The organism is Bacillus sp. FSL L8-0654, assembly GCF_038629965.1.
GTDB classification, from domain to species: domain Bacteria; phylum Bacillota; class Bacilli; order Bacillales; family Bacillaceae; genus Bacillus; species Bacillus safensis.
In genome coordinates this window covers 1,074,690-1,089,940 of sequence record NZ_CP152026.1, presented here as the reverse complement: position 1 = coordinate 1,089,940, position 15,251 = coordinate 1,074,690, and the positions used below count along the sequence as shown (strand labels likewise).

Here is a 15,251-nt window from a genome sequence, read left to right as displayed (position 1 = left end):
TCACCCCAAAAATTGAATAATTAATGATACAAATGTATTTTTATACGTTCGTTTGTAAAAAAATTTACACCGAAACTGTTTTATTGGCTAATACTTGAACAATTGCTTCGATCGCTTGATCCAGCTCTGCTTTCTTCACATTCAGCGGAGGTAATAAACGAATGACATTCGGACCAGCTGGAAGCACCAGCAGCCCTTGTTCTCTAAGAGCTGTGATATAGCCGGCGACTGGCTGATCACATTCAATACCTGCCATCAATCCTTTTCCCCGCACTTCTTTTACGATATTCAGCTGTTTGACATTTTGCAGCTTTTCTAACAGGTAATCACCCTTTTCTTTCACTTCTGAAAGAAACTCTTCTTTGAAAATGACATCGAGTGTCGCATTCACAGCGGCCATGGCGAGCATATTCCCACCAAATGTTGTACCATGTGAACCTGGAGAGAATGCATCTCCTAGAGCTTTTTTCCCTATGACTGCACCAACTGGAAAGCCGCTTCCTAACCCTTTTGCCGAAGAGATAATATCAGGGTCAAGACACGTCTCTTCGTACGCAAATGCTGTTCCTGTACGACCGATGCCCGTTTGAATTTCATCTACAATCAGCAGTGCTTCATGCTTTTTGCAAAATGCTTGAACGGCTTCAAGGAATGCTGGTGTCGCTGGATTCACTCCACCTTCACCTTGCACAACCTCCAGCATCACTGCTGCCACATCATCGACTTCACACGCTGACATAGCGTCTGGATCATTAAACGGTACGTAGTGAAAGCCTTCTAGCATAGGACCAAAGCCAGTTTTGATTTTATCTTGACCTGTGGCAGCCATACCAGCATACGTGCGCCCATGGAAAGAGTGCAAAAATGTGATGATATTTGTTTTCCCTGTCGCTTTACGTGCTAATTTAATGGCACCTTCATTTGCCTCTGCCCCGCTATTGCAGAAAAACACGAGATCCCCTGAACTGTTTTCTGCCAGCTTTTCTGCTGCTTTTTCTTGCAGTCCATTTTCAAATAGATTTGAAACATGCCAGACGTGGTCAAGCTGTTCCTTAATGGCTTCATTGACCTTTGGGTGATTGTGGCCTAAATTTGTAACCGCAATGCCTTGTATAAAGTCTAAATATTTTTTTCCATTTGTATCGACTGCCCAAGAACCTGCAGCCTCTTTAATTTCAACATTCCACCGACCATAAGTTTGAAAGAGATGACTCACAGGACCGCCTCCTTTTGTTTCACAATTCTTGTTCCTTTAAAGGTTTCTCCTGTAAAGATACTGCCTTTGCCATTTACGATCATCACTTCATCCACATCACCTGATAAAGCACTCAATGCGGATTGTACTTTTGGAATCATTCCCCCGGAAATAATGCCTTCATCAATGAGTGAAAGGGCTTCTTGTTCGGTGACGACATCTAATAGTTCACCATTTTTTAAAATGCCTTCAACATCTGTGACAAACATAAGCTTATCAGCCTTCATGGCTCCGGCGACAGCTGATGCTGCTAAATCGGCATTCACATTTAAGGTTTGGCATTCTTCCGTCATAGACAGCGGCGCAATCACAGGAATGAATTGTTTTTCCATGAGTGCTTCTGCCATCTCTGGATGAACTTCTTTGATTTCGCCAACGTACCCGTAAACGTCTTGATCTAGGAAATCGGCGACAAGCATCTGCCCATCTTTACCGGATACGCCGACAGATGAAATATCATGCTTTGCGAGCTCTGACACAAAGTATTTATTGACCGTTCCCGAAAGAACCATTTCGGCTACCTCTAACACAGGCTTCGTTGTTTTACGCTGCCCGTCAACAAATTCTGTTTTCACTTCTAATTTTTGCAGCATGTCGGTGATTTCAGGTCCTCCGCCATGCACGATAGCCAGTTTAAATCCAGCGGCTTGAAGTGAGCGGACATTTTCATAAAAGGTATCTGAAAGTTCTCGAATGACACTGCCTCCACACTTGAACACGATCGTTTTATTCATGTCTATCTCCTTCTTTATGTGCGATAGCTCGCGTTAATTTTCACATAATCATAGGTAAGGTCACAGCCCCATGCTGCTGCTTCACCATTCCCCTCACTCATTTGAATGAAAATCGTAATCTCATCCTTTTCTAGATATGCTTTTGCTTCCTCTTCTGAGAATGGCTGCGGTTCATTGCGTTTGAACAAACATTGTCCGCCTAAATAGACTTCTACCTCTTCCGGTGTGACGGAAGCTGCGCTATGACCAATGGCTCCAACGATTCGGCCCCAGTTGGCATCCGTACCATATACGGCAGTTTTAACAAGACTTGAACCAACGATTTTTTTCGCAATGATGCCGGCTTCCAAGTTATTTTTAGCACCAGCGACTTTCGCTTCAATTAATTTTGTTGCGCCTTCTCCATCTCTCGCAATCTCTTTGGCTAAATCCTCACAAGCAAGTTTTAATCCTTCTTTAAACAATGGCCATTCTGGATGCTCTTCATTGAGTACATCGTTTTGTGCCATGCCATTTGCCATCACAAGCACCATATCGTTTGTCGAAGTTTCTCCGTCGACGGTAATTTGATTAAAGGTCACATCCGTAATGTCACGAAGCGCTTGCTGTAAGGCTTCCTGTTCAACATTTGCATCTGTTGTGACAAAGCCAAGCATTGTCGCCATGTTCGGGTGAATCATGCCAGAGCCTTTTGCTGCGCCTGAAATGATAATCTCTTTTTCGTCTATCGTAAGAGTGTATGCTGTATTTTTAATGACAGTATCTGTCGTTAAGATCGCTTCTTCAAAATGGCCTTTTTCGGCTTTTGCTTCTTTTAAATCGGCGATGCCCTTTTTGATTTTATCCATCTCCAGACATTCCCCAATGACACCAGTAGAAGAAACAGCAATGTAATCAGGTGCTACACCTAACATATCTGCACAGGCTGCCTGCATGTCGTATGCGTCTTTTATTCCCTGCTCACCAGTACATGCATTGGCGATAGCACTATTGACAATGACACCTTTTAATTGTCCTGTCTTTTTTAAGCTTTGTTGTGTGACTTTGAGAGGCGCAGCTTGAAAGTGACTTTGTGTGTAGACCGCTGCACTTGCTGCTGGTACTTCGCTGACGATGAGGCCAAGGTCTTTTTTTGAATAGCGCAAGCCAATGTGAATCCCCTTTGCTTCAAAGCCTTTTGGTGATGATACGTCACCGTCTATTTTGACAATGCTTTTTTCATTCAATTCGATCATGTTTGTTGTCTCCCCTGTTCTCTTATGGATAAAGAGGTGTCATTGTGAGGCCCGCCTCTTCATGTAAGCCTTTGATAATGTTGAAGTTTTGAACCGCTTGGCCGGCCGCGCCTTTCATGAGATTGTCTATGACCGACACGATTGTCAGTCTCCCTGTTCGCTCATCTAAATGAAAGCCAATATCACAGAAGTTACTGCCGTATACTTCTTTCGTTTGTGGATAAACGCCGTGATCTCTCACTCTGACAAAATAGGAATCTTCATAAAAGTCTTTCATTCGCTTCATCAATTCTTCTTTTGTGGCTTCTGTTTTTAATTGTGTATACATCGTCGCCATAATCCCTCTTGTCATCGGGACAAGATGCGTAGAAAATGTGACGTTCGCCGTCTGCGGATTCCATTCTCTTAATATTTGCTCTATTTCTGGCGTATGCTGATGCTCATTCACCTTATAAATTTTAAAGTTATCGTTTAGTTCTGAAAAATGCGTGCCAAGTGAGGCAGATCGTCCGGCACCGGACACCCCTGTTTTTGCATCTATTATAATCATGGATTCATCGATGACATTCTGTTTGATGAGCGGTGCTAAACCGAGAAGAACTGCGGTAGGAAAGCAGCCCGGATTGGCAATCACTTCAGCCTGTTGAATTTTGTCACGATTCAGTTCGGATAAACCGTACACCGCTTGCTGGACAGATGCTGCATCCGCTGCCCTTCGTTTATACCAAGCTTCATAGGTTGCTCCATCTTGAATGCGCAAATCACCTGATAAATCAATGATCGGCACTCCTTGATTCATCAGCTTTGGTGTCAGTTCACTAGATACGCCTGCTGGTGTCGCTAAAAACACAGCATCTGTCTCTTGCACAATGGCAGCCGGGTCAATGGCTTTTAATGTTTGGTCAGTCATGTTTGTCAGATGCGGATAAGATTGACTGTATGATTGCCCATCACCACTTGATGAATACAATATACATTCCTCCACATGCGGGTGATGCTTGAAGATACGAACCAATTCCGCACCACCGTACCCTGTAGCACCTATAATACCTATTTTCAACGTCAATACACCCTCTTGATCTTTGTGAAATTATTTAACATTATAACATGTATAAAAATTAATTCAATTGTATATTTAATATTCGTTTTCATTTTTTTCAACAAAAAAACCGCATATCTTCATGAGACATGCGGATTTATCTTTCGTTTTTGATATAGAGGACCATGAGTGCACTGCATAAATATAATATGGAGCTTGCATAAAAAATGAAGTAAACGGTAAAGAAATCAGCAAACAGGCCGCCAAGCATAATGGCAATGGATGAAAATAGGGCTGTCCAAAAATGATAGTGACCGACTTCTTTCATTCTTTTGTTCTCTGTTGTCAGATCAGTGACAAGCAGTTTCTCCCCATGTTTTTGAAAGCCGCCCAGCGCACCAAGTGCAAGCTGAATGATATACACTTGCTCCACTTCTGTTATATGCGGAAAAAGCAGCAAAAGAAACGCCATACCGAACGAATGAATGATTAAAAAGAGCCGCCTGTCAGTGGTTTCCGGCAGTTTTCCTAAAAGTAAATGAATAAACGCACCGCTTAAACCAAACAGACCATAGGCGAGTCCAAACTGTGAATAGCTTGATCCAACATTTTTAATAAAAAGAATGTAAAAGGGGAATATCAAACTGCTGGCGAAAAACAGCAGACTTTGAGAGTAGACGAACCATTTCATTGCTTTTGCATTCATTGTGTATTGTACCTCTCATAAAAGTAGTTGGTAAACGTGCCATCTGGATCTGCTTGTTTTTTCTTTTGGAAAAATACATCGGTTTTAGGATAAGCCCGCTTCATTTGCGCCTTCGTTTGATAAGGCATGTACGGTAAGTAATAGCTTCCATCGTGCCGCAGCGTGATATCTGTCATTTTTCGAATGATCCGCTCTGCTTCCGCCTTCTCTTCTTTTTCGAACCCGTAATTCACTAAAAGCACAAGGGCAAACATATCTTGTTTCGCATATGAGAGATCCGCTTTTTCATTTTTTTGAACGTAGCGGATTGTGATATTCATTAGATTCAAATCTTCCTGTTGTAAGAAGGCTCTCATGTCATCGATGTACGCACGAAAACGGTCAACTGGGACGAAATATTCCTGCAGCACATCTGTGTCTGACTCATTTTCATATTCCAAAAAGGCAGAATCAGAACGCATCACATTGTTTCTTGTGATCAGCTGATCATTTTGACTTAGGAAATACTTCTTTTGCAAATTCCAGAGCAGATCTTTCCCCATATCAAATCTCCTTGAAAGGCCGAGCATAAATTTCAATGGCATAACGAGTTGATCTTCTTTCAGCTCTTGATATGATTCGTTTTTTTGATCTGAAGAGAGGGAATAATTCGTCACATACATTTCTTTCAAAAAGTTTGTTTTTGCTGTTGAGATTCTGGCAAGATGCATGCGTACTTCTTTATTGTGTTTGACATGCTTTTGAAAATAATCCGTATACTCATCGTAATCTAGAGAGGTTGTCTCCATTTTATATAATTCATCTTTTGTTAAAGAAAGATCAGCATCTAAAATGACACCGAACAATCCGTATCCCCCAATGACCGCAGAAAACAAATCATCACCTGGCTTTACTGTGACAATCTCACCATTTGCTTTTAACAGCCTAAAGGAACGTACCGTATCAATGAGTGACCCGTAGCGAATGTCACGTCCATGTGCATTTGCACTTAAAGATCCGCCAATTGTAAAGATATTCTGCGATTGCATCACCTTCACAGCTAGGCCATATGGATTCACATATTTTTGTATATCATCCCATGTAGCACCGCTTTGAACGCGAATCGTTTTCTTTTTTGGATCAAACGCTAAAATCTGGCGGAATTCCGTCATATCGAGCACGATGCCGTTTTCATAATATGTGTGGCCGCCCATACTATGCTGTTTTCCGGCAATAGAAATCGGCAGGTGTTTAGCTTTTGCTTCTTTCAATACTTCTTTTAACGTGTCTATCTCTTTCCCTTGAACAATTTTTTTGATTTTGACAGGCATGAGATGACTGACATCAGTAAAAGCCTCAAGATCCTTTTTTTTGTGTACTTGGCCTTCTCGTATAGTGATTGATATAAGAAATGCAGCAGCATATACGATCAAAAGAACGATCCATAGCCATTTTTGTTTCATGATAGGTACTCCGTTCTATAAAATTACATCCATTATATCAAGCTACTCTCTTCCTCCACCTTAATTTTTCATAAAAAAACCTGGCATGAGTTCAACTCATACCAGGCATTTTTCATTTTGTGCTTATTGAATACCGAGCGCGATTTTTGCGTATCTTGACATTTTGTCTCGTGTCCAAGGGGGATTCCATACGATGTGAACTTCTGTTTCTTTTACTTCTGGAAGATCACTTAATGCTTTTTTGACTTCGTCTACGATAATTGGTGCAAGAGGACACCCCATTGATGTTAAGGTCATGGTGATATCCGCTTTTCCATTCTCATCAAGATCGACATCATAGACAAGTCCAAGATTGACGATGTCGACATTCAGCTCAGGGTCAATCACCTGTTCTAGGGCGCCTAAAATATTTTCTTTCAATGCTTCATCCATGATATCCACTCCTTTTTCCATTAGTATAACGTACTTTTTCTTATGACTAAACGTTTGTGCTTTTCAGATGTGTCTCAAACCAGTCTATCGTTTCGAACATCGCTTGTCTTGAGACCTTATGTCCAGCTTGTCCATCAGTGATAAAACGAATCAGATGCGGATCCTGCTTATATTGTGTGGCTACTAACTCATCATATAGAGTTTTTGCGTGCCGGTAAGGGACGACAGGATCGTTTTCTGCATGCCAGAATAACAGCGGTCTTTTGTTTAATCGATCTGTTTGCAGCGTTAAATCATATGGGCGCAGGGCGTCTAATTGCAGATGAACCTCTTCGTCTGTAATGTCTTTCATCAACCCTTTGTGACGCATGTCCATGATTTGTGCTTTTAGAAATGTCGTATAGTTTGGACTTCCCATCAAGCTGACAGCGACTTTGATCCAATCATGCTTGGCAAGTGCACCAAAGGTGGTGATGCCGCCCATGGATGTACCCGCAACGCCTATCAGATCGGCTTCAATCAATTGTTTTTCTTGAAAGTATGTTTTAAGTATATCGATTTCACGAATTTCGTTCAGGACAATTTCCCAGAACTTTGATGCCAGTTCCTCTAAGCTGAGGTTTTCTGATCTTACACCATGATAAGCACAGTCAGGTAAAATGACTCTCATGCCTTTTTCCGCCAAATGGAAGGCAAAGTGTAAATTATGCTCACGTGCACTTGTAAATCCGTGAATAAAAAATACAAGCGGCAGCGGTTTGTCTTTATTTTCAGCTTTTACGATATGTAAAAATGGAATATCGCGCGTAATTTGCTCATCAATGGTGATCACAGCCTATGAATCCTCCTTTATCATTCCCGTCTTTGTTTATTTTAACATGTAGACAACAAAGATGTGATAAAGATACACTATAGAAAGAGGCGCTAGCATGAATTGCCTCCTATCACTTACAGATCAAAGGAGATTTTATGGAGACTAAACCTTATCTAATCGCACTTGACCTGGATGGCACATTATTAAAAGATGATAAAACCATTTCTGCGCATACACTTGACGTCATTCAAAAAGTGAGAGACAGCGGGCATCACGTCTGTATATCAACAGGCCGGCCATTTCGTTCCAGCTCTCCTTATTATCAGCAATTACAGCTTGATTCACCCATTGTGAATTTTAACGGAGCGTTTGTCCATCATCCTCTTGATGAAAAATGGGGCAGATTTCATACGTCACTTGATCTTCAAGTAGTCAAACAGCTTGTAGACATTAGTGAAGAATATAAAGTGCATAATGTCTTAGCTGAAGTGTTAGACGATTTGTATTTCCATTATCATGATGAAAAACTCATTGATATCTTTAATATGAATGCAAACAAAGTCACTGTTGGAGACCTTAGGGACAACCTTGGAGAGAATGTGACGAGCGTGTTAATTCATGCAAAAGAAGAGGACGTTGGAGCCATTCGAAGCTATTTATCAGATGTTCATGCAGAAGTGATTGATCACAGGCGCTGGGCTGCCCCGTGGCACGTGATTGAAATCATTAAAACAGGCATGAACAAAGCCGTTGGACTGCAAAAGATCAGTGATTATTACGGTGTTCCTAAGGAGCGGATTGTGGCATTCGGAGATGAAGACAATGATTTAGAAATGCTTGAATTTGCTGGATGCGGTGTAGCAATGGGCAACGGAATTGATGCCGTGAAACGTGTCTCAAATGAAGTCACTGATACAAATGAACAAGATGGGATTGCAAAGTTTCTAACGAATTACTTCTCGCTTTAATTTTTCCATTCATACATAGCAGATGAAAGCGGGCATACTACCGTTAGACAGGTTGTCCTGTCAGCTTGTGTAAAGGGGCGGATTCCGAATGGGTAAAAGAAGCAAATCGAAACGCTTTATACAACAAGGTAAAGATTCAGTCAGTCTTCATGACGCACGTTTTCCTTATCGTTCGACACTTGAAGAAGCGTCAGACAGAGGGAATATGAAGACTGATGCTTCTGGAGGTTCATTGTGAGAAACGAACTTTTTGATCAAGCCAAATCGTTTACTGAAGAAGCTCTTACTTCTTCATTTTCATCTGGGTTAGAGCGTCAGCAGGCAGTCAAACGAGCGAAAAATGCCGTATCCTCTGCATTTGCCAATTCGACAGATGCAGAAAGAAACCAGCTGCATACCTTCCAAGACTTGCTCGATGATCTCTAACATAAAAAAAGCTGTTCACCTAATGTGGACAGCTTTTTCTGATTCCCTCGCTTATTTGACTTGGAATGTTTTCTTCTCCGTGATTTGTTTCAGCCCTTCTGCTTTTCCTTTAAACGTTACGACTGCTTCGTATGTTCCGGGCTTTACACCGTTTGACCATGTATCTTGAAAATCATAGGCCTCGCCTTTTTTCAGCACAAAAGTCTGGATGGCCTGTGTGAACATACGGTCTTTCGAATAGCGGTATTGTTCATTCCCGTTTTCGTCATACACACTAAGCTCGAATTTTTGGCTTGTGTTAAAAGTAAATTCAAAATCTCGATCTGATTCATTTTTCAGTGACATGTTAAATTGAACTGAAGAACCTTTCTGGACGGGGTCTACTGTGAGCTCAACCGTTTTTTCTCCCATTTGACCGGATACCTCCTTGTCTGGTTCATCCTTTTTTTGTTGTCCACAAGCGGCTAAAACCAATAGAATGAGAAGAAGCACAAACCCTTTTTTCATCTGCTACCCACCTTTTAATCTCGTCTGAAAAATCCAAGAATATTGGTTGTCTGCACAATATTTGTAAAGGCTTTTGGATCGACTTCTTTAATAATTTGTTCAAGTTCATAAAGCTCATACCTTGTAATAACGATCACCATCATTTCCTTTTGCTCGTTGGTGAATGCGCCTTTTGCAGGTACAGTCGTAATGCCTCTGACCATTTTTCCGTAAATGGCTTCTTTGATTTCATCTGCTTTCTTCGTGACAATCATCGCGGTCAGCTTCTCATGTCTTGTATGGATGGCATCAATGACCCTTGTAGTCACATATAATGTGACAAGGGTATATAATGCTTTCTCCCAACCTTGTAATAATCCTGCTGTAAAAATGATGATTCCATTTAAAATGAAGAAATACGTGCCAACTGGTTTATCCTTCCACTTCGCTAAAACCATAGCAACAATGTCTAGTCCGCCTGTCGATGCCCCGTATTTGAGCGTAATCCCAATCCCTACTGCGGATATGACACCGCCAAACACAGCATTTAATAAAATATCGTGGGAAACACTCGTTTCTGGTAAAATGCCAAGGAAAATGGTCGTCAGTGCAACACTGATGATGCTGTACAAAGTAAAGGAACGGCCAACTTTCATCCAGCCTAAAATGCCGACTGGAATGTTTAAAATAAATAATAGAATCCCTGTTGATACATAAAATGGCGCATATTGATCGATTAAGCTGGATAACAGCTGGGCTACCCCTGTAAAACCGCTTGCATATACGTCAGCTGGGATTAAAAATAAATTCAGTCCAATCGCATTGAGTAATGCACCAATAACGACGACAATGAGTTTTTTTGCTTCTCCAATGAACATGTTGTCATTCCTCCACTTACCATTCTCTCTATGGTTTTCCCTAAAATTTAGAATTTGAACACGAAAAGATGATTTCTATGATATAGTTAGGCTAAAAAGATGTAAAATATGGCTTATTTTTTAGAAAGAAGGGATTTATATGACTGTTCATATCATAGCAGACAGTGCTGCTGATCTGCCTCTTTCTTATTATGATGAACATAACATAACGCTCATTCCGCTCCGCGTGTTACTTGGCGAGCAGGAATTTGAGGATTTGATCACCATTGAACCAAAACAAGTATTTGATGCGATGAGACAAGGAGCCAGTCCAAAAACGTCACAGGCTTCACCAAACCGGATCAAGGAAACCTTTGTTTCTGCCGCTCAAACCCATACATCTGCTATCTATGTCGCTTTTTCATCAGAGCTTTCAGGTACATACCAGACAGCTGTGATGATGGCAAACGAAGTGAAGGAAGAATACCCTGATTTTGATTTACGAATCATTGATTCTAAATGCGCTTCACTCGGCTATGGGCTTGCTGTCAAACACGCTCAATCACTTGCCATTGACGGAAATACAATACAAGAAATTGAAACGTCTGTAAAGCATTTTTGTGAATCTTTACAACATATTTTTACTGTAGACGATTTATCGTATTTAGCAAGGGGCGGAAGAATCAGTAAAGCGTCCGCATTTGTTGGCGGTTTGTTAAGTATTAAGCCCATTTTACATGTCGAAGATGGAAAACTCATCCCGCTTGAAAAAATCCGCGGACGTAAAAAACTGCTGAAACGCATTATTGAACTAATGAAAGAACGCGGAACGGATTGGTCGAACCAAACGGTCGGTATTAGTCATGGTGATGATCCTGCACTGGCGGAAGACATGAAACAGCTGATCGAAGCCGAATTTCATCCAAAGGAAATTGATATTCAAATCATCGGTGCCGCTGTTGGGTCCCATTCAGGGCCTAGCACGCTTGCGATCTTTTTTACAGGCAAATGATCATAAAAAGCACCCTTCCCTGACACAACACGGGAAGGGTGCTTTTCTTATGAAAGTTTAAATCGCTGGACGGTTTCATTTAACCTCGCCGTCATACTCATCAATTCTTCGACCTGTTTGTTCATTTGATGGAACGATTGCAGCTGTTCATTGGCTGAGGCAGAAATTTCTTCGCTGCCAGCTGCTGTTTCTTCTACAACTGCACTAATATTTTCAATCGAGTGCAGCACTTGTCCGCCAAGTTCTGTTGATTGCATAATTTGGTCATTTAAGACCGCCATTTCTTGTTTAATATGCTGCGCTTTTGTTTCTATATCTTCAAAGGAGTGTGAGGTTTTGTCCATCGCATCCTGCTGCTGAAGTGAAAGTTTGACCCCTTCTTGAACAGTTTGACTAATGGATTGAATGCCTCTTTCAATATGACTGACCATGTCAAAGATTTGTCTTGTTGCATTAGACGATTCATCAGCAAGCTTGCGAATTTCATCTGCTACAACGGCAAAGCCTTTTCCAGCTTCGCCTGCTCTTGCCGCTTCAATGGCTGCGTTTAAGGAAAGCAGGTTTGTTTGGTCCGCAATGTCAGAAACCGTTTTGGCCATGGCCGAGATTCCGCTGGCGTATTGCGTAAATTCTCCTGCTGATTCTTCGATTTGTCTCGTGGCATGTGTATTTTTTTCAATCGCTGTTTTTGTTTCTGTTAACGTGTGCTTTCCGCTTTCTACGGCTTCGATGGCATCCTCTGTACTGCGGATGACCGTTTGCGAGCGTTCTGAATTTTTACGTCCATGCTGGTCCATTTTCTCAATCAAGCTGACGCCGTGCTGGAGATCTTCTGAAATCGCTTGTGACCCATTGGCCATTTCGTCTGTCGAAACAGATACTTGATTCGCAGACTCCATCATCTTTTTGTTTTCATCATTCAGGTGGATCGAGAATGTCTCTACTCGGCTTGAGACATTGCTGATTTCTTTAATCAGACTAATCAGCTGATCTGTCATTTGATTAAAGGATTCATTCAAGCCGCCGATTTCATCCTTGCGCTGAATATCCATCCGCTCCACAGCAAGATTGCCTTCTGCGATCTGCTTTGCTCTGTAGGATAGTGATTTGATGGGTGTCACGATGGATCGCGTTAATCCAATATTCAAAAAGACAGCAATGACAATTAGTGTAAGTGCTGAGACGAGTGCACTTGTAATAATCCATTGGACATTGTCTGCTGCAGCCTCTAGATTTTGTTTATACGCTTCTTCTGCCCTTTTATTCATCGTATGCACATCGTTTAAAACGCCATCAATTCTTGCTGCCACACGTCTTGCATCCGATGCGTTTTTTTCACCAATGGCGTTGTTTGCTTCCTTGGTCCACGTGTCAAATTTTGAATTTAACCTTGTTAATGCCTCTTTGTTCATATTTCCTGCATGTTTGTTTAGCGTTTGCAGCTGCTTTTTTGCTGTAGAAATATCGTTTTGAACGATCTCTAGCTGTTCATCTGAGAGTGTCATCGAATAATTGGTCATGGCTTGCTCGACACTTTCAAAGCTTGCCTTCGTTTTTTGTACGTTTAATAAGGTTTGCACATCTGTCTCATTTGATGATTGGATCTTTGTCATGCTGACAATGATAAAGGCGATGACGCCAACTGCTAAAAGAAGTGAAATAAGTGAGTTAAGTAAAATTTTGACGCGTAAGCTCATGATGCGTCCCCCTCTTCTTTTAGAAGCGTCTGCTTCAGACCATTTAATTTTTTGGTCAGTGTCTCAGCATTTTTCAGGATCCGGATTTTTGCCATATCGATTCCATCATTGCTTAAGTCATAGACAACATGACCGCTTTTCATTTGATTGTTCTTGACGAGCTGTTCACTGAATTGATAGACCACTTCATCGACTTTTTTCACCATAGACGAAATGACCGCTTTTTCAGCAGTATAGTACTGATCGCTGTCTACACCAATGGCATATTTACCCTGCGCCTGCGCTTCTTTTAATACACCGACACCTGTATAACCGGCTGCGGCATATAAAACGTCTGCTTTCTTTTTGATCATGTCTTTGGCTATTTTACTACCCTTGCCTGCATCACTAAACGTACCGGCATAGGTGGATAAGATCTTGATTTTCGGATTGACTGATTTGGCGCCTTTTTGAAATCCTTTTTCAAAACGATGAATGACATCTGCGTCAACACCGCCAACAAATCCAATGACATCGCTTTTCGTTGTCATCGCAGCAAGTGCTCCCGCTAAATAGCTGCCTTGCTCTTCTTTAAACGTCACAGAGGTCACATTTTTCAGCTCAGATACAGCATCGATCAAAAGGAACTGCTTCTTCGGATATTTCTTTGCGACTTTTTCCAGGTCTTCTTGCATACTGAAACCTACACCAATGACAAGATCATTTCCATCTTTTACGAGTTCTGTCAGCCCTTTTTCATATGTATCAGTTTCTGCAATTTCTCTATAATCAAATTCAATGCCAAGCTCATCACGTGCTTTTTCTAATCCTTTAAATGATGAATCGTTAAATGATTGATCACCAAGACCATCATCTGTGAGCATAACGCCAATATGCTTCGCAGTTGATTTTGGCGAACTCTCCTGTTGATTACCGCATGCGGCGAGCACCATAAGCATGGCTGCCATCAGAAGTAATGAAATCTTCACTTTCATCCAAAAACACACTCCTTTTATCATCCTTACTCCTTTTTTATCGGATTTGAGAGGCGTTGTTTCAATGATTAGTGAAGGTTTTTCATGACTTTTTTCACAGAAAAAATCCATTATTTAAGACAAAAATAAAAAAGTGAGCAAATGCTCACTTTTTCTCGTATGTCCAGCCTTCTTTTTGGTAAACTAAATCATTTTTCATGAGATGACCTAGTGCTCGTTTAAAGGCTGCCTTGCTCATTTGAAATCTTTCGCGGATATCCTCTGGATCACTTTTGTCCCCATAAGGCATGGCGCCGTTTCTTGTTCTCATATAGGTTAAAATTTCTTCTGCATCGACAGATAGTGCATCCTGTTTTCTAGGAAGCAGAGAAACGTTTACGGTTCCATCCTCTTTCACTGCAATGACGCGTCCTGTCACGGTCGATCCTAATCGTGGCTCTTCCTTTCGTTCCGTGCGGTGAATAAACCCACGCACGCCTGTATCTGTCAGCATAAAAGAACCTGTCGCAATTAAACGATAGATTGTTCCAGTGATTTCTTTGTTCATTAAGGTTTCTGGTGCCTCTGTGAACAATTCACTGATCACGTCTTCTGTGGCTGGTTTTGCGAACATTCTGCCGTAGCTTGTGACTTTCAGCATACAGTAGAGTTTGTCTCCTTTTTTCGGCCATGCTTCCTCAAAAGGCGGGAGGTGTTCTGTTGCAACAAGTGCATCCTTTGACAGCCCAACATCAACAAATGCGCCCATGTCTTCTACCACGTCCACGACTTCTACCCAGTCGTATGTATGTGCGTTAATTGTAGGTATTTTCATCGTGGCAGCGAGTCTTTCTTCATGATCTACATATAAGTAGACCTCTACTTCATCTCGGTCACCAATATCTTCTGTCATTTCACTGCGGTGTAAGAGGACCGAATCTTCACCGTCTGTCAAAAAGTAGCCGTATTCCATTTCATTCTCTATTTGCAAGGTCAGTTGCTCACCTGGTCTCATGTTCTCTTCCTTCCTATCTGCCCATAAAAGAGCGTTCGTTCATCTTTTGATTCACTCTATTCTACTATACTTCTTCCTGCATGAACATCTCTAGTTCTGTTAGCTAAAGTGGACAAACTGGACACGATTTATACGGCTGGCGGCTTTACTCTTTGATAAAGTTTTCTTCTTCTGCTATTT

The 15,251-nt window shown here is 41.5% G+C and carries 17 protein-coding genes; 4 read left to right on the top strand and 13 right to left on the bottom strand.

Annotation, left to right across the window (positions count from 1 at the left end; translation table 11 throughout):
- Positions 1–64: 64 nt before the first annotated feature.
- The 8 genes from MHH65_RS05415 to MHH65_RS05380 all read right to left on the bottom strand — a co-directional run bounded on the left by MHH65_RS05415 (position 65) and on the right by MHH65_RS05380 (position 7,675).
- Positions 65–1,216: an acetylornithine transaminase gene (locus MHH65_RS05415; RefSeq protein WP_098676805.1), complete on the bottom strand. Its 1,152-nt coding sequence runs from the start codon at positions 1,214–1,216 to the stop codon at positions 65–67.
- Positions 1,213–1,989, bottom strand: a complete 777-nt coding sequence (gene argB, locus MHH65_RS05410) for an acetylglutamate kinase (RefSeq protein ID WP_025093396.1) — start codon at positions 1,987–1,989, stop codon at positions 1,213–1,215. Before argB ends, MHH65_RS05415 begins: the two co-directional genes overlap by 4 nt.
- 14 nt (positions 1,990–2,003) lie before the next feature.
- Positions 2,004–3,224, bottom strand: coding sequence for a bifunctional ornithine acetyltransferase/N-acetylglutamate synthase (gene argJ / locus MHH65_RS05405; protein ID WP_061109664.1), 1,221 nt, complete (start codon positions 3,222–3,224; stop codon positions 2,004–2,006).
- Between the two features lie 22 nt (positions 3,225–3,246).
- On the bottom strand, positions 3,247–4,284 hold the full coding sequence (gene argC / locus MHH65_RS05400) for an N-acetyl-gamma-glutamyl-phosphate reductase (protein WP_061109663.1): 1,038 nt from the start codon (positions 4,282–4,284) through the stop codon (positions 3,247–3,249).
- Positions 4,285–4,420: 136 nt separating this feature from the next.
- The gene (locus tag MHH65_RS05395) at positions 4,421–4,969 is read right to left on the bottom strand and encodes an MFS transporter (protein WP_061109662.1); all 549 of its coding nucleotides are present in this window, start codon (positions 4,967–4,969) and stop codon (positions 4,421–4,423) included.
- The gene (locus tag MHH65_RS05390; RefSeq protein WP_061109661.1) at positions 4,966–6,411 is read right to left on the bottom strand and encodes an FAD-binding oxidoreductase; all 1,446 of its coding nucleotides are present in this window, start codon (positions 6,409–6,411) and stop codon (positions 4,966–4,968) included. The genes MHH65_RS05395 and MHH65_RS05390 overlap by 4 nt, the downstream gene beginning before the upstream one ends.
- Before the next feature lie 123 nt (positions 6,412–6,534).
- Positions 6,535–6,843 carry a metal-sulfur cluster assembly factor gene (locus tag MHH65_RS05385; RefSeq protein WP_024425066.1) on the bottom strand — a complete coding sequence of 103 codons (309 nt, stop codon included), beginning with the start codon at positions 6,841–6,843 and terminating at the stop codon, positions 6,535–6,537.
- A gap of 46 nt (positions 6,844–6,889) precedes the next feature.
- The gene (locus tag MHH65_RS05380) at positions 6,890–7,675 is read right to left on the bottom strand and encodes a prolyl oligopeptidase family serine peptidase (RefSeq protein ID WP_024426501.1); all 786 of its coding nucleotides are present in this window, start codon (positions 7,673–7,675) and stop codon (positions 6,890–6,892) included.
- A gap of 137 nt (positions 7,676–7,812) precedes the next feature.
- Here MHH65_RS05380 and MHH65_RS05375 point away from each other — a divergent pair, with 137 nt between their 5' ends.
- The 3 genes from MHH65_RS05375 (at position 7,813) to MHH65_RS05365 (ending at position 9,051) form a co-directional block, all read left to right on the top strand.
- The gene (locus tag MHH65_RS05375) at positions 7,813–8,625 is read left to right on the top strand and encodes a Cof-type HAD-IIB family hydrolase (protein WP_024425068.1); all 813 of its coding nucleotides are present in this window, start codon (positions 7,813–7,815) and stop codon (positions 8,623–8,625) included.
- Between the two features lie 88 nt (positions 8,626–8,713).
- Positions 8,714–8,863 (top strand): hypothetical protein, encoded by a 150-nt coding sequence (locus MHH65_RS05370; RefSeq protein ID WP_024425069.1) that lies wholly within the window; start codon positions 8,714–8,716, stop codon positions 8,861–8,863.
- The gene (locus MHH65_RS05365; protein WP_024425070.1) at positions 8,860–9,051 is read left to right on the top strand and encodes a DUF3813 domain-containing protein; all 192 of its coding nucleotides are present in this window, start codon (positions 8,860–8,862) and stop codon (positions 9,049–9,051) included. The genes MHH65_RS05370 and MHH65_RS05365 overlap by 4 nt, the downstream gene beginning before the upstream one ends.
- Before the next feature lie 51 nt (positions 9,052–9,102).
- Here MHH65_RS05365 and MHH65_RS05360 read toward each other — a convergent pair whose 3' ends face one another.
- Together MHH65_RS05360 and MHH65_RS05355 are read right to left on the bottom strand one after the other, a co-directional pair.
- Positions 9,103–9,558: a BsuPI-related putative proteinase inhibitor gene (locus MHH65_RS05360; RefSeq protein ID WP_024426502.1), complete on the bottom strand. Its 456-nt coding sequence runs from the start codon at positions 9,556–9,558 to the stop codon at positions 9,103–9,105.
- 14 nt (positions 9,559–9,572) lie between these two features.
- On the bottom strand, positions 9,573–10,415 hold the full coding sequence (locus MHH65_RS05355; RefSeq protein WP_024425072.1) for a YitT family protein: 843 nt from the start codon (positions 10,413–10,415) through the stop codon (positions 9,573–9,575).
- Positions 10,416–10,554: 139 nt separating this feature from the next.
- Here MHH65_RS05355 and MHH65_RS05350 point away from each other — a divergent pair, with 139 nt between their 5' ends.
- On the top strand, positions 10,555–11,406 hold the full coding sequence (locus MHH65_RS05350; protein ID WP_024425073.1) for a DegV family protein: 852 nt from the start codon (positions 10,555–10,557) through the stop codon (positions 11,404–11,406).
- 47 nt (positions 11,407–11,453) lie between these two features.
- Here MHH65_RS05350 and MHH65_RS05345 read toward each other — a convergent pair whose 3' ends face one another.
- The 3 genes from MHH65_RS05345 to MHH65_RS05335 all read right to left on the bottom strand — a co-directional run bounded on the left by MHH65_RS05345 (position 11,454) and on the right by MHH65_RS05335 (position 15,071).
- Positions 11,454–13,103: a methyl-accepting chemotaxis protein gene (locus MHH65_RS05345; RefSeq protein WP_024426503.1), complete on the bottom strand. Its 1,650-nt coding sequence runs from the start codon at positions 13,101–13,103 to the stop codon at positions 11,454–11,456.
- Positions 13,100–14,077 (bottom strand): BMP family ABC transporter substrate-binding protein, encoded by a 978-nt coding sequence (locus MHH65_RS05340; protein WP_024426504.1) that lies wholly within the window; start codon positions 14,075–14,077, stop codon positions 13,100–13,102. Before MHH65_RS05340 ends, MHH65_RS05345 begins: the two co-directional genes overlap by 4 nt.
- Before the next feature lie 145 nt (positions 14,078–14,222).
- Positions 14,223–15,071: a S1 RNA-binding domain-containing protein gene (locus tag MHH65_RS05335; protein ID WP_024426505.1), complete on the bottom strand. Its 849-nt coding sequence runs from the start codon at positions 15,069–15,071 to the stop codon at positions 14,223–14,225.
- Between the last annotated feature and the right edge of the window lie 180 nt (positions 15,072–15,251).

Bases quoted from the DNA above. Each gene is read 5' to 3' on its own strand.
- argB (WP_025093396.1), bottom strand. From the start codon at position 1,989: ATGAATAAAACGATCGTGTTCAAGTGTGGAGGCAGTGTCATTCGAGAA.
- argJ (WP_061109664.1), bottom strand. From the start codon at position 3,224: ATGATCGAATTGAATGAAAAAAGCATTGTCAAAATAGACGGTGACGTA.
- MHH65_RS05395 (WP_061109662.1), bottom strand. From the start codon at position 4,969: ATGAATGCAAAAGCAATGAAATGGTTCGTCTACTCTCAAAGTCTGCTG.
- MHH65_RS05390 (WP_061109661.1), bottom strand. From the start codon at position 6,411: ATGAAACAAAAATGGCTATGGATCGTTCTTTTGATCGTATATGCTGCT.
- MHH65_RS05385 (WP_024425066.1), bottom strand. From the start codon at position 6,843: ATGGATGAAGCATTGAAAGAAAATATTTTAGGCGCCCTAGAACAGGTG.
- MHH65_RS05375 (WP_024425068.1), top strand. From the start codon at position 7,813: ATGGAGACTAAACCTTATCTAATCGCACTTGACCTGGATGGCACATTA.
- MHH65_RS05370 (WP_024425069.1), top strand. From the start codon at position 8,714: ATGGGTAAAAGAAGCAAATCGAAACGCTTTATACAACAAGGTAAAGAT.
- MHH65_RS05360 (WP_024426502.1), bottom strand. From the start codon at position 9,558: ATGAAAAAAGGGTTTGTGCTTCTTCTCATTCTATTGGTTTTAGCCGCT.
- MHH65_RS05355 (WP_024425072.1), bottom strand. From the start codon at position 10,415: ATGTTCATTGGAGAAGCAAAAAAACTCATTGTCGTCGTTATTGGTGCA.
- MHH65_RS05350 (WP_024425073.1), top strand. From the start codon at position 10,555: ATGACTGTTCATATCATAGCAGACAGTGCTGCTGATCTGCCTCTTTCT.
- MHH65_RS05345 (WP_024426503.1), bottom strand. From the start codon at position 13,103: ATGAGCTTACGCGTCAAAATTTTACTTAACTCACTTATTTCACTTCTT.
- MHH65_RS05340 (WP_024426504.1), bottom strand. From the start codon at position 14,077: ATGAAAGTGAAGATTTCATTACTTCTGATGGCAGCCATGCTTATGGTG.
- MHH65_RS05335 (WP_024426505.1), bottom strand. From the start codon at position 15,071: ATGAGACCAGGTGAGCAACTGACCTTGCAAATAGAGAATGAAATGGAA.